Origin of the sequence: Streptomyces sp. NBC_01381, from assembly GCF_026340305.1 — a bacterium.
Classification (GTDB): domain Bacteria; phylum Actinomycetota; class Actinomycetes; order Streptomycetales; family Streptomycetaceae; genus Streptomyces.
The window spans coordinates 170,988-189,016 of the sequence record NZ_JAPEPI010000001.1 but is presented as its reverse complement, the minus strand read 5'-3'; the positions used below and the strand labels follow the sequence as shown (position 1 = coordinate 189,016).

Below are 18,029 nucleotides of genomic sequence, written 5' to 3'. Positions count from 1 at the left end.
TCCGTCGTGGCTGGTCGCGCAGTTCCCCGCGCCCCTTTCGGGGCACTGCCGACCCGCAGCGGACTTCGACAAGACCGCTTAGGTGGTGTTCTGAAGCCGGTCGTCACGTGTTCTGCGTTTGACGACAGCACGGCGCGGGGCTGCACTGGATTTATGGAGGCTGCGGCGACTCCGTCCTAGGGAGTAGCGATGACAACCATAGAGAGTTTCGACCTTCTGCAGCCGTACAAGATCGCCGAGGAGACGTTCGTCATCCCGTGGGCCCTTGAGGCCCCGCCGGTCGGCCACTTCCCGATGAACTCGATGGTGATCCGGGGAGCCGAACCAGTACTCGTGGACACCGGGGCGCCCGCAGTGCGCTCCCAGTGGCTGGAGGCGGCCTGGTCCATCGTGGATCCGCTGGACGTACGGTGGATCTTCCTCACCCACGACGACCGCGACCACGCCGGCAACCTCCTGGCGGTCCTCGCGGAATGCCCGAACGCGACCCTGCTGACGACATGGTTCTCCATCGGCCGCATGGCCGAGGAGTGGGAGACCCCGATCAACCGGTGCCGCTTCATGACCGACGGCGACACGATCGACGTGGGCGACCGCACCCTGGTCGCCAAGCGACCGCCCCTGTACGACAACCCCACGACCCGCGCCCTCTTCGACCCGAAGGGCAACGTCCTGTGGTCCGTGGACACCTTCGCCACGAACGTGCCGACCCCCATGCCCGAAATGGCTGCGCTGTCGCCGGACGAATTCCGCGACGGCCAGTTCTTCGGCGGACGCCTGGTCTCCCCCTGGGTCGCCCTGCTTGACGCCCAGAAGTTCGGGACGGTCGTCACCGACTTCCAGCACCTGAACGCCGAGGTCATCGCCGGCTGCCACTGCCCGGTCCTCCGCGGAGCCCAGATCCCCGAGGCCTACGACCTCCTCCGCCAACTCCCCGGAGTCCCACCGTGGACGGAGTTCACCCAGACCGACCTGGACCAGTGGATGGCGGCTGCCGAGAGCGCCCCGTAAGGGGCGCGGGGCTGTGACATTTGCGGCTCCGCCGCGTGGGCGCGATCAGCCACGACGGCGCCGCAGTCACAACTCGACCTGCTACCCCTTACGAACCCTAGGCCCCAACAACTGCTCCCGCAGAGCAGTAAGTTGATGCGAGGTATCCACCGCCCGAGCCTCATCCAGCGTGGCCAGCGCCAGCAACAACGCATCGGCCACGACCAGCGCCGTCAACGCCTCCGTGGTGATCCCGGTCGGCGTATGCGGAGCTGTCAGCACCGCATCCACCCGCGGCCCGTAAAGCTCGGCCAACTCGTCCGTGACGAGGACAACCCGCGCCCCGACCGCCCGCGCCCGCTCTATCAGCACCGTCAGCTCGGTCAGCTCGCGCCCCGGCTGGAAGATCACCACCGCGTCGCCCTGCCGCACGGCGAGCAGACGGTCGGCCAAAGCGAACCCCGTGTCGCCGAAGTACCGCGCCCTGCGGCCGATCCTGCCGAGCGCCAACGCCAGGTGCCGCGCGGCCAGTTCGGACGCCGCGATGCCGTAGCAGTGGATCTCGGGGGCTTCGGCGAGGATGCCGACCGCGTCTCGCAGCGCCTCGCCCGGCGTAAGCCGCCGCGCGTGCTCGATGCGCTCCTGCGCCTCGTCGAAGACGTCGCCCCAGATGCCGTCCAGGTCCCGGCCCACATGCGCGATGCGCTGCTTCAGACGCACCTCCGGCGCCACCGCCGAGGTGAAGTCCGACGCCAGCTCACGCTTGAGCGCGGGCAGGCCCGCATAGCCGAGGCGCTGCAGGGCGCGCACGACCGTCGCGTTGCTGGTGCCGCTCGCCGAGCCCAGCTCCTGCGCGCTGGCGAAGAGGAGCGACTCCGCGGGGGCGCTGACCAGGTACTGGGCGACGGCCCGCTCGGACGCCGACAGCGTCTCCCACTGGTCGCGCACGGCGGCCCGCAGCCGGGCGAGGCCCGCTCCGCCGGACGCCCCGGCCTCTTCCGTCCCACCCTCTGAAATTTCCATTACAGCTATTGACTCTCGTGTGATGGACGTTACTCTCCTGGGCAACGCATTCCAAAAGGAGAGTTCTTCGTAACGCACGTTACAACAGCTCTCCGCCGCGAGGAGAACAATGGCACTGCCCCTCATCGAGATATCCGGCACCCCGATCGAACGCGGCCACCAGTACGGCGAAGCCGTCCGCCCGCAGCTGCACGCCGCACTCGCCTACTACGAGGAGGCGTTCGGCCAGTCCTCGGGCCTGACCTGGACCCAGGTCGCCACCCGCGCCGCCCGCTGGCTGGAGCCGGTCCGCGATTACGCCCCCCACCTCCTGGAGGAGATGCGCGGCATCGCCGAGGGCGCCGGAGTCGACCTCCCCGACATCCTCGCCCTCAACGCCCGCGGCGAGGTCATCTACGACCGCTCCTTCGCCGACATGAAGGCAGAGGACACAGAAGACGCAGAAGACGAGGAGCCCGCCGAGGGCTGCACCTCCTTCGCCGCGTACGGGGAGGCCAGCGGGGACGGTCACGTCTGGGCCGGGCAGAACTGGGACTGGCGCGCCGGGGTCGCCGACACCGTCGTCATGCTCCGCATCGTCCAGCCCCCGCACCCGACCCTGATCATGCAGGTCGAGGCGGGCCAGATCGGCCGCCAGGGCGCCAACTCGGCGGGCATCGCGCTCAACGCGAACGGCCTCGGCGGCCGCTTCAGCGACGCCATCGGGCTGCCCCAGACCGTCGTACGCCGCAGCGTCCTGGACCAGCACACCATCACCGACGCCCTGGACGTGCTCTGCCGCACCCGCGCCCACATCGCGTCCAACGCCCTGCTGACCTGCCGCGAGGGCTTCGCCGTCGACCTGGAGACGACACCCGCCGGGCACGGCTGGATGTATCCGACGGACGGGCTCCTCGTGCACGGCAACCACTACCAGGCGGGCGTCCCGGCTGCGATCGCCGCCAACTACCGCCCTATGTCGTCCGATTCGCTCGTCCGCGTCCCGCGCGCCGAGCAGGGACTGAAGGCGCTGCGCGGCTCCACCGGCGCCGACGAGTCCCGGAAGCTGATCAAGCAGGCCATGTCCGACCACCTCGGCCACCCCGAGTCGCTCTGCACCCACCCCGACCCGCGCAGGCCCGAGGTCAAGCACTGGACCACGCTCGTCTCCTCCTGCGTGGACCTGACCAGCGGCGACTATCACGCCACCGCCGGCACCCCCTGCGACCGCGACTACCAGCACATGCCCTGGAACCTCTACGACGGCCCGTACGGAGACAGCAGATGACGACGACCCGGACCATCAGCCGGCCTCTGGTCGCGGGCCTCACCGCGGCCACCCTTCTCACCGCCGCCGGATGCAGCGGCGCCGACACCGCCGCCACCGGCGGAGAGCCCGCCGACGCGGCGAAGCTGAAGCTGAGCGCGACGACCATGGCCGCCAAGGGGCAGCTGGACAAGGCCAATTGGCTCCTGGAGGACGAGCCCGACTCGCTCGACCTCGACACCCAGGGAACGAGCGCGGGCCGCGTCGTCCTCACCAATGTCTGCGAGCGGTTGTACCAGCTGCAGCCCGACATGACGACGAAGCCCTTCCTCGCCGAGAAGGCCGCGACCCCCGACGACAAGACCCTCGTCCTGACCGTCAGGGACGGCGTCACCTTCCACGACGGCTCCAAGCTCACCGCCGACGACGTGCTCTGGTCGCTGAAGCGGCACGCGGACCCGGACATGGAACAGGCCGACGAGTTCGGCAACGTCAAGTCCATGAAGAAGACCGGCGACCGCGAGATCACCATCCGCTTCAAGGCCCCCGACGCGCTCTTCACCAAGGCGCTCGCCGGTGACGCGGGCATCGTCTGGAACAAGGAGCAAGTGACCGCCGCGGGCAAGGACTTCGGTACGCCGGGGCAGGGCGACGCGTGCAGCGGTCCGTACGCCCTGAAGGGCTGGAAGTCCGGCGACTCGATCACCATCGAGCGGTACGGCAAGTACTGGGGCGACAAGCCGCTGACCCGGCAGGTCGTCTTCCGCTGGGCGTCCGACAGCGCGCTGGTCAACGCCCTGAAGACGGGCGCCGCCGACGGAACGTACGCGGAATCCCCGAACACCGCATCCGCCCTGCGCTCCACCAAGGGCCTCGACCAGCACTACGGCCCCTCCACCGCGTCCCTCGTCCTCATCCCGACCGCGCGCGGCGGCCTGAAGGACCCGCGGATTCGGCAGGCGCTCTCCCTCGCGCTCGACCGCTCGGGCATCGCCAAGTCGGGCTACGGCGGCCTCGTGCAGCCGTGGGCCACTCCGGTCGGCTCCGGCGCCTGGGGTTACGAGAAGGCCGAATTCGCCGCCGCGCAGGAGAAGTTGGAGGGGTCGGCGCCCGCCACCCCCTCCGCCGACGACCTCGCCAAGGCCAAGGATCTTGTGAAGGACGCCGGCGCACCGTCCGACCCCATCGTGATCGGCACGGACAGCAGCCAGGGCCGCACGGTCGTCGCGAACGCGGTGCGCTCCGCGCTCCAGCGCGTCGGGCTCAAGGGGCAGATCAAGACCGTCCCGACCGCCCAGTTCGAGGAGTTCTACAGCGACCCGGCCGCCCGCGCGGACATCGACGTCCTGGTCGGCGACTGGTACATCTCCAAGGCCGACCCCATGGGCTTCTACGACAACGGCCTCTCCGACTCCGCCAACAACTGGGTCGGCTTCAAGGACGCCACGTACGACAAGAAGGTGCGCCAGGCGCTCAGCACCCTGGACGACGCCAAGCGGGCCGAGCTCGCCATCGACGTACAGAAGAGGTTCGTGGACGCGGGTGTCTGGATCCCCGTCGCGCAGGTGCCGTCGGCACTCGTCATCAGCGACAAGCTGACGGGACCGCCCGCCTCGCAGGCCTACCTCTACTACCCGTGGGCGGCCGGACTCGGCGCCAAGAAGGGCTAGGTGAGGAGCACCATGCTCGCCTCCCGACTGCTGCGGCGCCTGGCCGGCCTCGTCGCCACGCTCTTCGCCGCGTCGTTCGTCATCTTCGCCGCCGTGTACGCGGCACCCGGTGACCCCGCGGTGTTCCTCGCGGGCGGCCGCGACAAGCTGACGCCCGAGCGGCTCGCGCAGGTCCGCTCGCAGTACCACCTGGACGAGCCGCTGGTCGTCCAGTACGGCCGCTGGCTGTGGGACTGCGTCCACTTCGACCTGGGCCGGTCCTTCAAGTACAGCGACCAGGTCGCCGACCTGATCACGTCCCGCTTCCCGACGACCCTCCAACTGGTCGTGTACGCCACGGTGTTGTTCGTGGTGCTCGGCGTCGGCGCCGGAATCCTGGCCGCCGTCAAGCGCTCGACGTGGATCGACTCGGCGGTGGTCGGCGGCACGACACTCGCCGCGTCGGTCCCGTCCTTCGTGGCCGCGATCGCGCTCGTCTCGCTCTTCGGCGTGCAACTGGGCTGGTTCCCTGTCACCGGATCGGGCGAGGGCTTCACCGGCACGCTCCACCATCTGACGCTGCCCGCCCTGTCGTTGGCGCTCGGCGCGCTCGCCATCATCAGCCGGGTCACCCGCCAGGCGATGGCGGACGCTGCGGCATCGGACCACGTGGAGGCGGCACGGGCGTCAGGTGTCCCGGAGCGGGACATCATCCGCCGCCACATCCTGCGCAACGCGCTCGGCCCGATCATCACGATGTGCGGCCTGGTCATGGCCGGAATGCTGGCCGGGACGGTGGTCGTGGAGACGGCCTTCGGCATCAGCGGCATCGGCTCGCTCCTGGTGGGCGCGATCAATACACATGACTTCCCGGTGGCGCAGGCGGTCCTGCTGCTCATGGTCACCGGCTACATCGTGGTGACGACGCTGGTGGACGTGGTCCATCCGCTGCTGGACCCACGGGTCAAGGAGGCGAGGGCCTGATGGCTGATGCTGCTGTTGTGGGGCTCAAGCCCTTGGTCGTACGTCGCAGGCGCCCCGTCGGAGTGATGGTGGCCGCCGGTCTGCTGGGCCTCGTGGTCCTCGCCGCGGTGTTCGCACCGCTCCTCGCCCCCTACGCCCCGGACGCCATCGACCTCTCGGCATCGCTGGTCGGCACCTCCGGTGACCACCTCCTCGGCACCGATTCCTCGGGCCAGGATCTCCTCTCCCGCGCCCTGTACGGCACCCGCACGAGCCTGATCGCCCCGATCCTGCTCCTCGCCGTGGCCGCCGTCCTGGGCGTCACGCTCGGCGTGCTCGCGGCCTGGCGCGGGGGATGGGTGGACGCGCTGGTCTCGCGTCTCACGGATGTGATGTACGCGTTCCCGGGCCTACTGTTCACGGTCCTGATCATTGCGGTGTTCGGCGCAGGCATGACGACATCAGTCCTGGCCCTGGGCCTGGCCTTCACCCCCACGATCGCCAAGTACGTACGCTCACTGGCCCTTTCGGAGACCCGCAAGCCGTACGTCGACGCCTACCGCGTGCAGGGCATGGGCGGGGCGAGGATCTGCGTCGCGCACCTCGTCCCGAACCTGGGCCGAGCGATCCTCGGCTACCTGGTGGTGCTGTTCGGCGAGGCCCTGATGTCCCTGGCGACCCTCTCCTACCTGGGCTTCGGAGCCCAACCACCCTCCTCCGACTGGGGCTTGATGGTGCAGGAGGGCCAGGCGGCGGTGGTCCAGGGCGCGCTGCTCCCCGCTCTCGTCCCCGGCACGGCCATCGCCCTGGTCGTCGTGTCCTTCAACGTGGTCGGGGTCTGGGCCGCCGACCGGCTAGGAAGGCAGTGAAAATGCAAATGCCACTGCTCGAAATCGAAGACCTGACCCTGCGGGTCCCGGGCGCCGCCCGCCCGCTCCTGGACACCGTGTCCCTGTCTGTCTCACCCGGTGAAGTCGTCGGCCTGGTGGGCGAGTCGGGCTCGGGCAAGTCGACCACGGCGAAGGCGGCCCTCGGCCTGCTGCCGGCGCGGGCGGTGACATCAGGTTCCGTACGTGTGAACGGCACCGAGATCCTCCCCCTCACCGGCGAGGCTCTGCGCACCCACCGCGCGCGGACGGTGGCGATGGTCCACCAGGACCCCCGGGCCGCGCTGAACCCCGTACGCAGGATCGGCGACTTCCTGGTGGAGCGGGGCGCGAGCCGCGAGAAGGCGGTCGAACTGCTCTCCACCGTGGGCCTGTCACACCCCGAACACCGCGTACGCCAGCGCCCGCACGAACTCTCCGGCGGCATGCTGCAACGCGTGGTCATCGCGGGCGCGCTTGCGGCGGAACCGAGCCTGCTCCTGGCGGACGAGGCGACGAGCGCCCTTGACGTCACGACGCAGGCGGAGATCCTCGCTCTCCTCCGCGACCTGCGCGCGACCCGCGACCTGGGCCTCCTCTTCATCACCCACGACCTCCACCTGGCGGCCGCGTACTGCGACCGGGTGTACGTCATGTACGCGGGCCGGGTCGTCGAACAGCGTTCGGCGGAGGCCCTGTTCAAGTCCCCGGCGCACCCGTATACCCGAGGCCTGCTCGCGTGCTCCCCGACCTTGGGCGAAACGCCCCATACCCTCCACCCCATCCCGGGCCGCCCCCCGTCCCTCTCGGACACGTTCGACGGCTGCCCCTTCGTCTCCCGCTGCGGGGACGCGGAACCGGGCTGCGAGACGTGGACTCCGGGGCAACTGCCACTCCCGGACGGGGGGACAGCGGCCTGCGCCGTCTCTGTTCAGCGAAAGGTGAACTCCTGATGCCGTCGGACCTGCTGGAAGTATCCGGCCTGGGCAAGAGCTACCCCCTGCCGGGCGGCGGCCGCCACCAGGCGGCGAGCGACGTGACGTTCACGGTGTCACCCGGCGGTTCCATCGGCATCGTCGGCGAATCCGGCTCGGGCAAGACGACGGTCGCCCGCATGCTGGTGGGCCTGGTCCGGCAGGACACCGGCACGGTAAAGGTGAACGGCCGCCCCCGGGAACCCCGCACCCCCCGAGGCCGCGAGGCCCGCCTGACGCGAGCCAGGGAGATCCAAATGGTCTTCCAGGACCCCTACCTCTCCCTGGACCCGCGCCTCACTTCAACCCAGTGCCTCCGTACGGCACTCACCCTGCACGGCAGGGACGAGAAGCAGGTGGGGGACCTCCTGGACCAGGTGGGCCTGGGCGCGAGAGAGGCCGGCGCCCGCCCCCGCGAACTCTCCGGCGGCCAACGCCAGCGCCTGGCCATAGCGAGGGCCCTGGCGGTGGACCCGCAGGTCCTGGTCCTGGACGAGGCGGTGGCAGCACTGGACGTATCCATCCAGGCCCAGATCCTCCAACTCCTGTCCGAGATCCGCCGAGACACGGGCGTGGCCCTGGTCTTCGTGAGCCACGACTTGGCGGTGGTCCAACACATCACGGACGAGGTCCTGGTGATGCGGAGAGGGAAGGTGGTGGAACAGGGCAGGACGGATCAAGTCCTGACAGCCCCGGAGGACCCGTACACGATCCGCCTGCTCGCGGCGGTCCCTCGCGAGGGCTGGACCCCGAGGGCGGGATAGCGCCCGAAGGGGCGCGGGGAACTGCGCGAGCAACCACAAAGCACCCGCAGAAAGAAACGCACCCCCACCGCTCAAGGCGCCCCCGCCAGCAAAGGCGCCCCCGCCAGAGAAAGGCAGGGGCCCCGCGCCTCGCCGTAAAGGCGAGGGCAGGGCCCCTTGGGTACTGCTATCCATGTCCGGATCAAGTCACCGGAACTGTCACACGCCCCACGCGAATGGGGCGCCCCACTACATGGGGGTGACGTTCTCCGCCTGCGGACCCTTCGGGCCCTGCGTGACGTCGAAGCTCACGGCCTGGTTCTCCTCAAGGGAGCGGAAGCCGTTCGCGTTGATCGCGGAGTAGTGGACGAAGACGTCGGGGCCTCCGCCTTCCTGGGCGATGAATCCAAAGCCCTTTTCGGCGTTGAACCACTTCACGGTTCCGGTAGCCATAAGCCCTCCTTGGGCCAAAGGGTTGCCCTGCTCCAGAACCTGCGATTGTTGAAACAACTGCATAAGTCTGAAAACGACGAGAGCCTGCGGGTCACATGCTCCGCAGGCTCTGTACTGCAAGGGAAACCAAACTGCAACTTGCGGCGAGCTTAGCACGCAGGCAGCCGAATGCAATAGGGGGCAAGATCACGTCACCCGGATGTTTGACGGACCCCCCAGAGGGGTTGACGGACCAGGTCCGAAGGGGTTGACAAGGGCGCATTTCGGCCCCGCTCACTGCACGGTACAGCAAGGGGGCTAGCCTCCCCGATGTGGACAATTCTCCCGTTGACACCCTCGCGGGTGCGGGCGCCGATCAGCTGCCCAGCCCCCGCCGCACGCCCCGGCCGCGCGTCGGTCACATCCAGTTCCTGAACTGCCTGCCCCTCTACTGGGGACTCGCGCGCACCGGAACGCTCCTCGACTTCGAGCTGACGAAGGACACCCCGGAAAAGCTCAGCGAGCAGCTGGTGCGGGGTGAACTCGACATCGCGCCGGTGACGCTCGTCGAGTTCCTCCGCAACGCCGACGACCTCGTCGCCTTCCCCGATCTCGCGGTCGGCTGCGACGGCCCCGTCATGTCCTGCGTGATCGTCTCGCAGGTGCCCCTGGAGAAACTGGACGGCGCCCGGGTCGCGCTCGGCTCGACGTCGCGCACCTCCGTGCGCCTGGCGCAGCTGCTGCTCGCCGAGCGCTTCGGCGTACGCCCCGACTACTACAGGTGTCCGCCCGATCTCGGGCTGATGATGCAGGAGGCGGACGCCGCCGTGCTCATCGGGGACGCGGCGCTGCGGGCGAATCTGATCGACGGGCCGCGGCTCGGCCTGGACGTCTATGACCTGGGCCAGATGTGGAAGGACTGGACGGGGCTTCCGTTCGTCTTCGCGGTCTGGGCGGCGCGGCGCGAGTACGCGGAGCGCGAGCCCGCCGTCGTCCGCGAGGTGCACAAGGCCTTCCTGGCCTCGCGTGATCTCTCGCTGGAGGAGGTCGGCAAGGTCTCCGAGCAGGCGGCGCGCTGGGAGGCCTTCGACGCGGAGGTCCTGGAGCAGTACTTCACGACGCTGGACTTTCGTTTCGGCAGCGACCAGCTGAAGGGTGTGGCGGAGTTCGCTCGCCGGGTGGGGGGGACGACGGGCTTCCCCGCGGACGTACGGGTGGAGCTGCTCGAACCGAGGTAGGGCCCGGCTTGGGCATGCCTGGACTTCCTGGCATGCCCGCGGACTACGCTGAGCTGCAGACAATGCCCGCGGTCCCAGTGGCCGCGGCCGCGCGGCGCCGTCTGGGGGAGGCCTTCGTCATGCACCCGCTCGATCCCGGCGAACCGACCGCCATCGGGCCCTACCGGCTGCTCGGCCGGCTCGGCTCGGGCGGCATGGGCCGGGTCTATCTGGGGCGCAGCACGGGCGGCCGTACGGTCGCGGTGAAGGTCGTCCATCCGCACTTCGCGCTCGACGAGGAGTTCCGCGCCCGCTTCCGGCGTGAGGTGGACGCGGCGCGGCGGGTCGGCGGCGACTGGACCGTGCCGGTCCTGGACGCCGATCCGGAGGCGGCCGTTCCGTGGGTGGCCACGGGGTATGCGGCGGGTCCCTCGCTGGCGGAAGCGGTGCGCGATCTTGGTCCGCTGCCCGCCCATTCCGTACGCGTACTGGTCGCGGGCCTCGCCGAGGCGCTGACGCACGTACACGGACTCGGGCTCGTGCACCGCGATGTGAAGCCGTCGAACGTGCTGCTCACCATGGACGGTCCGCGGCTGATCGACTTCGGCATCGCGCGGGCCACGGACGGCACGGCCTCGCTCACCTCGACCGGTGTCTCCATCGGTTCGCCCGGCTACATGTCGCCGGAGCAGATCCTCGGCAAGGGGATCGCCGGGGCGGCTGACGTCTTCTCGCTGGGCGCCGTTCTGGTGTACGCGGCCACGGGGGCCTCGCCGTTCCCCGGCGACTCGTCCGCGTCGCTCCTCTACAAGGTCGTACACGAAGAGCCGGAACTGGACGGCCTCGACGGCGAGTTGCGTGACCTCGCGCGCGAGTGCCTGGCCAAGGAAGCGGCCGCGCGGCCGGCTCCCGCGGAGATCGCGCGGCGCCTCGCGCCCTCGGGTACGGACGCTCTGGTGGCGGCCGGGTGGCTGCCGGGTCCGCTGGTGGAGCGGGTCAGCCGGAGCGCGGTGCGGATCCTCGACCTGGACACGGACGGGACGGGAATCGCGGAACAGCCGTCGGGCCCTGTGCCGTTCGGCACCTCGATGGTGGGCGGGCCGCCGTCGACGGTGGGCTCGGCCGCGGGGTCCGATGCTCGGGCCACGGGGCATGAAGTGCCGCAGGGCAGCGGCTCGTTCGGCCCGCCGGACGCGTCGTACGCACCGGTCGCCGCCCCGACTCCAGCGGCCTACATCCCCACACAGACGTCAGACCCCTCCCGGCCGGCCGGCCGGGTCAGCGTCTCGATGGCCGCGACCTCCGCGCCCAATGGCGTCGACGGCAAGGGCCGCAAGGTCAGTTGCACCCTCGTCCTGGGCGTCGCGGGTGCGCTCGCCGCGGTGACGGTCGGCTCCGTCTTCGTACTGGGACTGCTTCCCGGGGGCGGCGGGAATTCGAGCGACGCGGGCAAGCAGCCGCCGAACGCGACCGCGAGCCAGCAGCCGGGCGACGGCGCGGACCAGGGCGGCGGCAAGGTCCCCGCCTCCTACCGCGGCACCTGGGAGGGCCAGGCGGTCGCGGCCAACGGCGCCGTCCCGATGGGCACGTTCAGGCTGAAGGTCGAGCAGGGCAAGATCGGCGAACGCTTCGCGGTCATGACCCAGACCGACCAACTGGGCGGCACCTGCGCCGTGGACCTCGTCCTGAAGTCGGTGTCGGCCAAGGAGATCGTGGCCCAGGGCAAGGGCAAGGCGGACAGCGCGGCGCAGTGCACGAAGAACGCCCATACGGTGCGGCTGCGCCTGGTGGGCGACGACTTGCGTTATCTGTCGGAGAACGAGAAGTCGGGGAATCCTGAGGCGCGGATGTCGCGGGTGGAGTGAGGAGGCTCAGGTTGGCTAGACACCTCTGACATCAAAGCCGGATGAGTCGGGCGTCGGGAGGGCCCTGAGGGCTGTCGTTACTGTATCCATGAGCAACGATCGCACCTGCCAGTCATCGTTAAGGATTACGATCCGCCTATGCCTGCAGATCACTCCTCGGCGTACGAAGCCCGCTACACCTGGACGCCGATCCAGCTTCTGAGCGGCGCTGTGTCGCGCCGCCTTGTCGCGTTCCGAGTCGACGATCAAGGAGTAACCCTGGGCGGTGCACCTGCGAAGTACGCACGGCAGACCGCATTTGTGCCCTGGCAGGACATTGAGGCAGTGGTCTTGTGGCAGCAGAGCACTGCAGGGCTCTCACCCATGAACTATGTGGGGCTGCGCCGCAGGGCGGGCGCACCGCAGCTTCCCGGGGCCAACGCCGGACTGAGCCGGGAGCAGACCGGCCGTCTCGCACCCCACGTGGACCACGAGGTCTTCCTGGCGAGCAGGCACATCAATCTGTGGACTCTGGACCGTGGGCGTCTTGCCGAGGCCGTGGGTGTGTTTGCCCCTGGGGTTGCGGTCGAGGAAGTATCGAACATCTGACGACACGCAAGAGCTGAGCGGGAGGGGCACGTACCGATGCGAGTGCGGGCGACCGTGGTTCGGGAGGGAGCCGCGCCACAGGAAGCGTTGATCAACATCGACGATGGTACGACCGCGGCGGAAGTGGCCGCGGCGGTGGAGCGGTTGAACGGGCGGGACAGCGCCATCCCGTTCCAGATGCCAGGCGTGGTGACGCCGTCACCCGGACGCGTCCCCGGATGGCAACAGCCGGCGGCCGCCGGGTCCGGACTGCTGTGGGTCGACGGCACGCCCTGCGAACCGGATGCGCCGGTCGGCAAGACGCTGCGGGACGGAGTGCGCCTCACCACCGACGACTCAGTGGGGCCGTTCATGATGAACGGCGAGCCCACAGGCCGGTACGAGGTCACGGTCAGCGGCGGCCCGGGGGCCGGCCGGGTGGCCAGGCTCTCCACGGGCGTCAGCACGATCGGCTCCGCGCCCACGGCCACGCTCGCCGTCGAGGACTCCTACCTCGCGCAGATGGCCGCGCGGGTCACCGTCGACATCAAGGGGCGGATCGAGATAGCCCCCTTCGACGGGGCCGTCCTCGCGATCGACGACGAGGAGATGTCCGGGCCGCGGGAGTGGGAGCCCGGCATGCTCCTCAAGTCCGGCGAATCCCTGTTCAGCCTCTCCGAGGTCGGGGCGCCCGACGCCCACCTTTCACCTGCGGGCGAAGGCGGCCTCGCCTACAACCGGCCGCCCCGGCTGACCTCGCCGCGTGCCAACCCCCGCCTGCTCGTGCCCGTGGAGCCGAAGAAGGACGAGGCGCACCGCTTCCAGCTGCTCTCGATGCTCCTGCCGCTCTTCTTCGGCGTGGGCATGTACTTCATGATGGACTCGATCTACTTCCTCCTCTTCTGTCTGATGTCGCCGGTCATGATGGTCGGCCAGTGGTTCAGCGACCGGCGGCACGGCAAAAAGAAGTACGGGGCCGCGCTCAAGGAGTACAAGAAGGCCCTGGCCGACCATGAGGCCGAGGTGGAGCGGCTCGGCGAGGTCGATCAGCGCCGCCGCCGCGAGGCGTTCCCGGACCCCGGCCAGTTGCTCCTGTTCGCCACCGGACCGCGCCGCCGGCTGTGGGAGCGGCGGATCACCGACGTGGACGCGATGCAGCTGCGGGTGGGCTTCGGTGACCTGCCTGCCGAGATCGACCTGGCCTTCGGCCGCGGCGCCACCGTGGAGGAGGGGGAGGAGCCGAAGCCCCCGGTCGTCACCAACGTTCCGCTGACGCTGCCCTTCGCCGAGCTCGGCGTCGTGGGCATCGCGGGCGACCGGCCGCGCGCGGTCTCCACGACCCGGTGGCTGGCCGCCCAGGCCGCGGTCCTGCACAGCCCGCGCGACCTCTCCCTCGTGGTCCTCTCCTCCGCACCGGACGCCGAGGAACACTGGAGCTGGACCCAGTGGCTCCCGCACACCAGCCCCCAACAGGGCCAGAACTGCGTCGCATTGCTGGGCACCGACGGCGAGTCCATCTCCCGCCGCGTCACCGAACTGCTCAACGACCTCCAGCGCCGCCAGGCGATGGCCAAGGAGCACGGTGGCTTCAACGCGATGCGCCCCGATTCGCAGGTGCTGCTCATCCTCGATGGCGCGCGCCTCCTTCGCCGGGTGCCCGGCGTCCCGCAGTTGCTCCAGGAAGGCCCGGCGGTCGGGATCTTCGCGCTGTGCGTGGACGACGACGAGCGGGTGCTGCCCGAGGAGTGCCGCACCGCCGTCTGCTGGACCCCGGACTCACCGACCCGCGTTCACCTGCGGGGTTACGGATACGAGGCGGTCGGCCAGGTCCTCGCCGACCAGGTCTCCACCGCCTGGTGTGAACGCGTCTCCCGTGCCCTTGCCCCCGTACGCGATGTGAGCCGCGACGATGCCGACAGCGCGCTGCCCACCGCCGCCCGGCTGCTCAACCTCCTAGAGATGCCGAACCCGACCGGCGCGGACATCGCCCGGATCTGGCAGCGCGGCGGATCGACCACGGTGGCGCCGATCGGCATCGCCGCCGACGGACCGTTCGTCCTGGACATCCGGCGCGACGGGCCGCACGCCCTGATCGCCGGTACCACCGGTGCCGGTAAGTCGGAGCTGCTGCAGACGATCATCACCTCGCTGGCGGTCGGCAACACCCCGGACGCCCTGACCTTCGTCCTCATCGACTACAAGGGCGGCTCCGCCTTCCTGGACTGTGCGCGGCTCCCGCACACCGTCGGCATGGTCAGCGACCTCGACGCGCACCTGACGGAGCGCGCCCTGGCCTCGCTCGCCGCGGAGCTCCACCGCCGCGAGACGATCCTCTTCGAGGCCGAGACCAAGGACATCGAGGACTACAACGACGCCCGCAGGATCCGCCCCGAACTGGAGCCCATGCCGCGGCTCATGCTCGTCATCGACGAGTTCGCCTCGCTGGTCGCCGAGCTCCCGGACTTCATCGCCGGCCTCGTCGACATCGCCCGGCGAGGCCGCTCCCTCGGCGTGCACCTGATGCTCGCCACCCAGCGTCCCGCGGGTGTCGTCAGCGCGGACATCCGCGCCAACACCAACCTCCGCATCGCGCTCCGCGTCACCAACGGCGAGGAGTCCCGCGACGTCATCGACGCCGCCGACTCCGGCGCCATCTCCAAGGCCACACCGGGTCGTTGTTACGTGCGTTCCGGCGCCCAGTCACTCGTCGGCGTACAGACGGCCCGCATCGGTGGCCGCCGCCCCGGCCTCGATACGGCACCGCAGGTCAGCGTGAACCTGCTGAACTGGACGTCGTACGGGCATCCGCCGCCCCGCGCGGCAGCGGACGACGGTGACGACGGCACGATGGTCACCGACCTCGCCGTCCTCGTGGACGCGATCGCCGACGGCGCGAAGCAGCTCGGCTGCGCCACACCCCGCAGCCCCTGGCTGCCGCCCATCCCCGACACGGTGCAGCTCACGGAACTCCCCGAGCTGCCACCGGCACCTGTCGGCGCCGACACGGTCCGCCCGATCGCCTTCGGCCTCACCGACCTCCCCGCCGAGCAGGCACGGGCCGCGCTCGCGCTCGACCTGGCCGACGGCGAGCACCTGATGATCGCGGGCGGCCCGCGATCCGGACGTTCCACGGCCCTTCGTACGATCGCGGGCGCGGTCGCGCAGAACAGCAGCCCCAGTGATGTCCACATCTACGGCATCGACTGCGGCGCCAACGCGCTGCTGCCGCTCACCACCCTTCCGCACTGCGGCGCCGTGGTGACCCGTGACCAGACGGCGCGCGTCGACCGACTCCTCGGCCGACTCCTCGACGAGGTCGGACGACGGCAGCTCCTGCTCGCCGAGAAGGGCCAGTCCAGCGCGGCCGAGCAGCGTGCGGCAGCCGCCCCGGAGGATCGGCTGCCGTGGATGGTGGTCCTGTTCGACGGGTGGGACGCGTTCCGGCTCGCCTTCGAGAACTACGACTACGGCCGTCTGGTCGAGTCGGCGAAACGGCTCTTCCGTGAGGGCGCCGCGGTCGGTGTCAAGGTCGTTCTCGGAGTGGACCGCAGCGGCCTCATGGGTGACGTCGCCAGCTCCTTCGCCGAGCGCCTCGTGCTGCGGCTCGCAGACTCACAGGACTACTCGTTCGCGGGCATCATGCCGAAGGACGTACCCAAGGAAGTCCCGTCGGGCCGCGCCCTCAAGGGCACCGACGAGGGCGTCCAGGAGAGCCAGATCGCGCTCCTCGACGAGAACCCGAACGGTCAGGCGCAGGTGGCGGCGCTCCAGGAGATCGCCCGGACGGCGGCCCAGGCCTGGCCCCGCCCGTCCGTCGAGCAGCGCCCGATCCGTGTCGACGTGCTCCCGGCCCGCATCAAGGCCTCGGAGGCCATGGCCCTCCAGCCCGACTTCACCCCGCCGTCGCCCCTGTGGGCCCTCTTCGCGGCGGGCGGCGACGAACTGTCGCCGCTCGGCATGGACTTGGAGGATTCCGGCCCCGGCTTCGTCATCTCCGGACCGCCGAAGTCCGGCCGCTCCAGCACGCTGGTGGCGGCGACGATGTCGCTGCTGCAGCGGGGCACCGAGGTCATCCTCGTGACGCCGCGGCGATCGCCCTTGCGTGAATTCGCCTCGGAGGCCGGCGTGTTGGGCTCGCTCAACGCCGAGAGTTCGAGTGACGAGCTGGAGGCGCTGACGCAGAGCGCACGCGGTCCGTACGTGATCGTGGTGGACGACGCCGAGTTGATCTATGACACCAACCTGGACGAGGCCCTGGAGGAGGAGATCCGCCGGGGCATGGACGGCGGCCTCGGAGTGATCATGGCGGGTGCGGTGGACACGCTGTCGTCGCAGTACCGCGGCTCCGTGGTGCAGGCGCGGAAGTCGCGCAACGGCCTGCTCCTGTCGCCGCAGGGGTCGGCGGACGGCGAGATGTTCAACATCCGCATCACGTCGAACAGCGCCACCGGCGGGCCGACCGGGCGTGGACTGTTTGTCCAGGGCGGGGAAGTGATGCCGGCTCAGGCGGTGCTGCCGGAGTGAGCCCCGCCGGGGCTTGGGCTTGGGCGGCACCCTCGCCCCTGGGGGCATAGCAAAATGCATTCGGGCCGGACAGCTTGGGAGCTGTCCGGCCCGAATGCATTTAACGACCGTGCTGACCTGCGACTAATCCCTGATTAGTCGTTGATCGTGTCGTTCGCCTGGGCGGCGTCGTGCGTCTCCTTCTTGGCATTCTCAAGAGACGTCAGGAAGTTCTTCAGCTGCGGCTTCAGCTTGTCCCATTCCTCCCGGAATCGGTTGGCGCGGCCGCCCTTCCAGAACTCCTCGCTGTTGCTCGTGCCCGTCGAAATGGCACGGATCAGGTCGTCGAGGTTACCGTGCTGCGTCTTGAAGGTTCCGGAAAGAGTCCGGAGCCTAGTTGTGTCTGCGCCCTTCAGGCCGGCATTGCCGCCACCGCTCATGGCGTTCCTCCCCGCTTGTCGAATCGGACGAACCTTCCGTCCGCCCGAGCCCGATGCTATCGCAACGCCCGCACCGGCGTCATCCGTCCAGGTCTCCTTGCCCGACGCCCGCGAGGCTCCCTATTCTTGGTTCGGATCAACCTCGGAATCTAGTCAACAGCAGTTGGACGCAATGCTGGAGGGGTAGTGGGAGGCAAAGACAAGGGTGCGGATGAAGAGCCGCAGGTAGATAACCCGTATAGGACCCGTCTTGAGACATTGAAGACTCAACTCGTAGATGAGGTCAAAGAGTTGAAAAAGTGTCTGAAGGTCGCATCTCAAGACGTGGGGAAGGGTAAGGAAGGGAAGTCGTGGGTCGGCAAGACGGCCGACAAGTGGCACGACGAAATCGAGGGAAACCGCGGCCGCATGATCAGGGAGATAGACAAGCTCATTCCGGCGGTGCAGAAGAGGATCAACGAACTGCCGGAGAAGGTCTCCGCATCAAGCGCGAGGATGATGAACAAGGAAATGCAGTACATGTGATCCAGGGGCACTTGGGCGAGGTTGTG

At 69.4% G+C, this 18,029-nt stretch carries 15 protein-coding genes; 12 read left to right on the top strand and 3 right to left on the bottom strand.

Annotation, left to right across the window (positions count from 1 at the left end):
* Positions 1 to 189 precede the first annotated feature (189 nt).
* A complete protein-coding gene (locus OG453_RS00935; RefSeq protein WP_266863474.1) occupies positions 190 to 1,011 on the top strand; it encodes an MBL fold metallo-hydrolase in 822 nt (273 codons plus the stop codon).
* 81 nt (positions 1,012 to 1,092) lie between these two features.
* On the opposite strand, the gene OG453_RS00930 is transcribed toward OG453_RS00935, so the two are convergent.
* Positions 1,093 to 2,013: a MurR/RpiR family transcriptional regulator gene (locus tag OG453_RS00930; RefSeq protein ID WP_266863472.1), complete on the bottom strand. Its 921-nt coding sequence runs from the start codon at positions 2,011 to 2,013 to the stop codon at positions 1,093 to 1,095.
* 109 nt (positions 2,014 to 2,122) lie between these two features.
* On the opposite strand from OG453_RS00930, the gene OG453_RS00925 reads away from it, so the two are divergent.
* From OG453_RS00925 to OG453_RS00900, 6 genes are read left to right on the top strand one after another with little or no spacing between them, the layout of a single operon-like run.
* Positions 2,123 to 3,280: a C45 family peptidase gene (locus OG453_RS00925; protein WP_266863470.1), complete on the top strand. Its 1,158-nt coding sequence runs from the start codon at positions 2,123 to 2,125 to the stop codon at positions 3,278 to 3,280.
* Complete coding sequence (locus OG453_RS00920; protein WP_266863468.1) at positions 3,277 to 4,929, top strand: ABC transporter substrate-binding protein; 1,653 nt, start codon at positions 3,277 to 3,279, stop codon at positions 4,927 to 4,929. Before OG453_RS00925 ends, OG453_RS00920 begins: the two co-directional genes overlap by 4 nt.
* A gap of 12 nt (positions 4,930 to 4,941) precedes the next feature.
* Positions 4,942 to 5,892, top strand: coding sequence for an ABC transporter permease (locus tag OG453_RS00915; RefSeq protein ID WP_266869663.1), 951 nt, complete (start codon positions 4,942 to 4,944; stop codon positions 5,890 to 5,892).
* Positions 5,892 to 6,740 (top strand): ABC transporter permease, encoded by an 849-nt coding sequence (locus tag OG453_RS00910; protein ID WP_266863466.1) that lies wholly within the window; start codon positions 5,892 to 5,894, stop codon positions 6,738 to 6,740. The genes OG453_RS00915 and OG453_RS00910 overlap by 1 nt, the downstream gene beginning before the upstream one ends.
* Before the next feature lie 8 nt (positions 6,741 to 6,748).
* A complete protein-coding gene (locus OG453_RS00905; protein ID WP_266863464.1) occupies positions 6,749 to 7,690 on the top strand; it encodes an ABC transporter ATP-binding protein in 942 nt (313 codons plus the stop codon).
* A complete protein-coding gene (locus OG453_RS00900; RefSeq protein ID WP_266863463.1) occupies positions 7,690 to 8,475 on the top strand; it encodes an ABC transporter ATP-binding protein in 786 nt (261 codons plus the stop codon). Before OG453_RS00905 ends, OG453_RS00900 begins: the two co-directional genes overlap by 1 nt.
* 228 nt (positions 8,476 to 8,703) lie before the next feature.
* On the opposite strand, the gene OG453_RS00895 is transcribed toward OG453_RS00900, so the two are convergent.
* Positions 8,704 to 8,907, bottom strand: coding sequence for a cold-shock protein (locus OG453_RS00895; protein ID WP_006138897.1), 204 nt, complete (start codon positions 8,905 to 8,907; stop codon positions 8,704 to 8,706).
* Positions 8,908 to 9,266: 359 nt separating this feature from the next.
* Here OG453_RS00895 and OG453_RS00890 point away from each other — a divergent pair, with 359 nt between their 5' ends.
* From OG453_RS00890 to OG453_RS00875, 4 genes are all read left to right on the top strand, one after another.
* Positions 9,267 to 10,124 (top strand): menaquinone biosynthetic enzyme MqnA/MqnD family protein, encoded by an 858-nt coding sequence (locus tag OG453_RS00890; RefSeq protein WP_266869662.1) that lies wholly within the window; start codon positions 9,267 to 9,269, stop codon positions 10,122 to 10,124.
* A 119-nt stretch (positions 10,125 to 10,243) separates the two neighbouring features.
* On the top strand, positions 10,244 to 11,968 hold the full coding sequence (locus OG453_RS00885; RefSeq protein WP_266869660.1) for a serine/threonine-protein kinase: 1,725 nt from the start codon (positions 10,244 to 10,246) through the stop codon (positions 11,966 to 11,968).
* A 138-nt stretch (positions 11,969 to 12,106) separates the two neighbouring features.
* Entirely contained in the window at positions 12,107 to 12,556 is a 450-nt protein-coding gene (locus OG453_RS00880) for a hypothetical protein (protein WP_266863461.1), read from the top strand.
* Between the two features lie 36 nt (positions 12,557 to 12,592).
* Complete coding sequence (locus OG453_RS00875) at positions 12,593 to 17,059, top strand: FtsK/SpoIIIE domain-containing protein (RefSeq protein ID WP_266863459.1); 4,467 nt, start codon at positions 12,593 to 12,595, stop codon at positions 17,057 to 17,059.
* Positions 17,060 to 17,193: 134 nt separating this feature from the next.
* On the opposite strand, the gene OG453_RS00870 is transcribed toward OG453_RS00875, so the two are convergent.
* A complete protein-coding gene (locus tag OG453_RS00870) occupies positions 17,194 to 17,478 on the bottom strand; it encodes a WXG100 family type VII secretion target (protein ID WP_135332414.1) in 285 nt (94 codons plus the stop codon).
* A 186-nt stretch (positions 17,479 to 17,664) separates the two neighbouring features.
* Between OG453_RS00870 and OG453_RS00865 the strand changes: the two genes are divergently transcribed.
* Positions 17,665 to 18,003, top strand: a complete 339-nt coding sequence (locus tag OG453_RS00865) for a hypothetical protein (protein ID WP_266863456.1) — start codon at positions 17,665 to 17,667, stop codon at positions 18,001 to 18,003.
* The last annotated feature ends 26 nt before the right edge of the window (positions 18,004 to 18,029 follow it).

What these genes read in the sequence shown, in the direction of transcription:
- OG453_RS00920 (WP_266863468.1), top strand. Translation starts at nt 3,277, where the DNA reads ATGACGACGACCCGGACCATCAGCCGGCCTCTGGTCGCGGGCCTCACC.
- OG453_RS00935 (WP_266863474.1), top strand. Translation starts at nt 190, where the DNA reads ATGACAACCATAGAGAGTTTCGACCTTCTGCAGCCGTACAAGATCGCC.
- OG453_RS00870 (WP_135332414.1), bottom strand. Translation starts at nt 17,478, where the DNA reads ATGAGCGGTGGCGGCAATGCCGGCCTGAAGGGCGCAGACACAACTAGG.
- OG453_RS00905 (WP_266863464.1), top strand. Translation starts at nt 6,749, where the DNA reads ATGCCACTGCTCGAAATCGAAGACCTGACCCTGCGGGTCCCGGGCGCC.
- OG453_RS00885 (WP_266869660.1), top strand. Translation starts at nt 10,244, where the DNA reads ATGCACCCGCTCGATCCCGGCGAACCGACCGCCATCGGGCCCTACCGG.
- OG453_RS00930 (WP_266863472.1), bottom strand. Translation starts at nt 2,013, where the DNA reads ATGGAAATTTCAGAGGGTGGGACGGAAGAGGCCGGGGCGTCCGGCGGA.
- OG453_RS00880 (WP_266863461.1), top strand. Translation starts at nt 12,107, where the DNA reads ATGCCTGCAGATCACTCCTCGGCGTACGAAGCCCGCTACACCTGGACG.
- OG453_RS00915 (WP_266869663.1), top strand. Translation starts at nt 4,942, where the DNA reads ATGCTCGCCTCCCGACTGCTGCGGCGCCTGGCCGGCCTCGTCGCCACG.
- OG453_RS00900 (WP_266863463.1), top strand. Translation starts at nt 7,690, where the DNA reads ATGCCGTCGGACCTGCTGGAAGTATCCGGCCTGGGCAAGAGCTACCCC.
- OG453_RS00895 (WP_006138897.1), bottom strand. Translation starts at nt 8,907, where the DNA reads ATGGCTACCGGAACCGTGAAGTGGTTCAACGCCGAAAAGGGCTTTGGA.
- OG453_RS00875 (WP_266863459.1), top strand. Translation starts at nt 12,593, where the DNA reads ATGCGAGTGCGGGCGACCGTGGTTCGGGAGGGAGCCGCGCCACAGGAA.
- OG453_RS00925 (WP_266863470.1), top strand. Translation starts at nt 2,123, where the DNA reads ATGGCACTGCCCCTCATCGAGATATCCGGCACCCCGATCGAACGCGGC.
- OG453_RS00910 (WP_266863466.1), top strand. Translation starts at nt 5,892, where the DNA reads ATGGCTGATGCTGCTGTTGTGGGGCTCAAGCCCTTGGTCGTACGTCGC.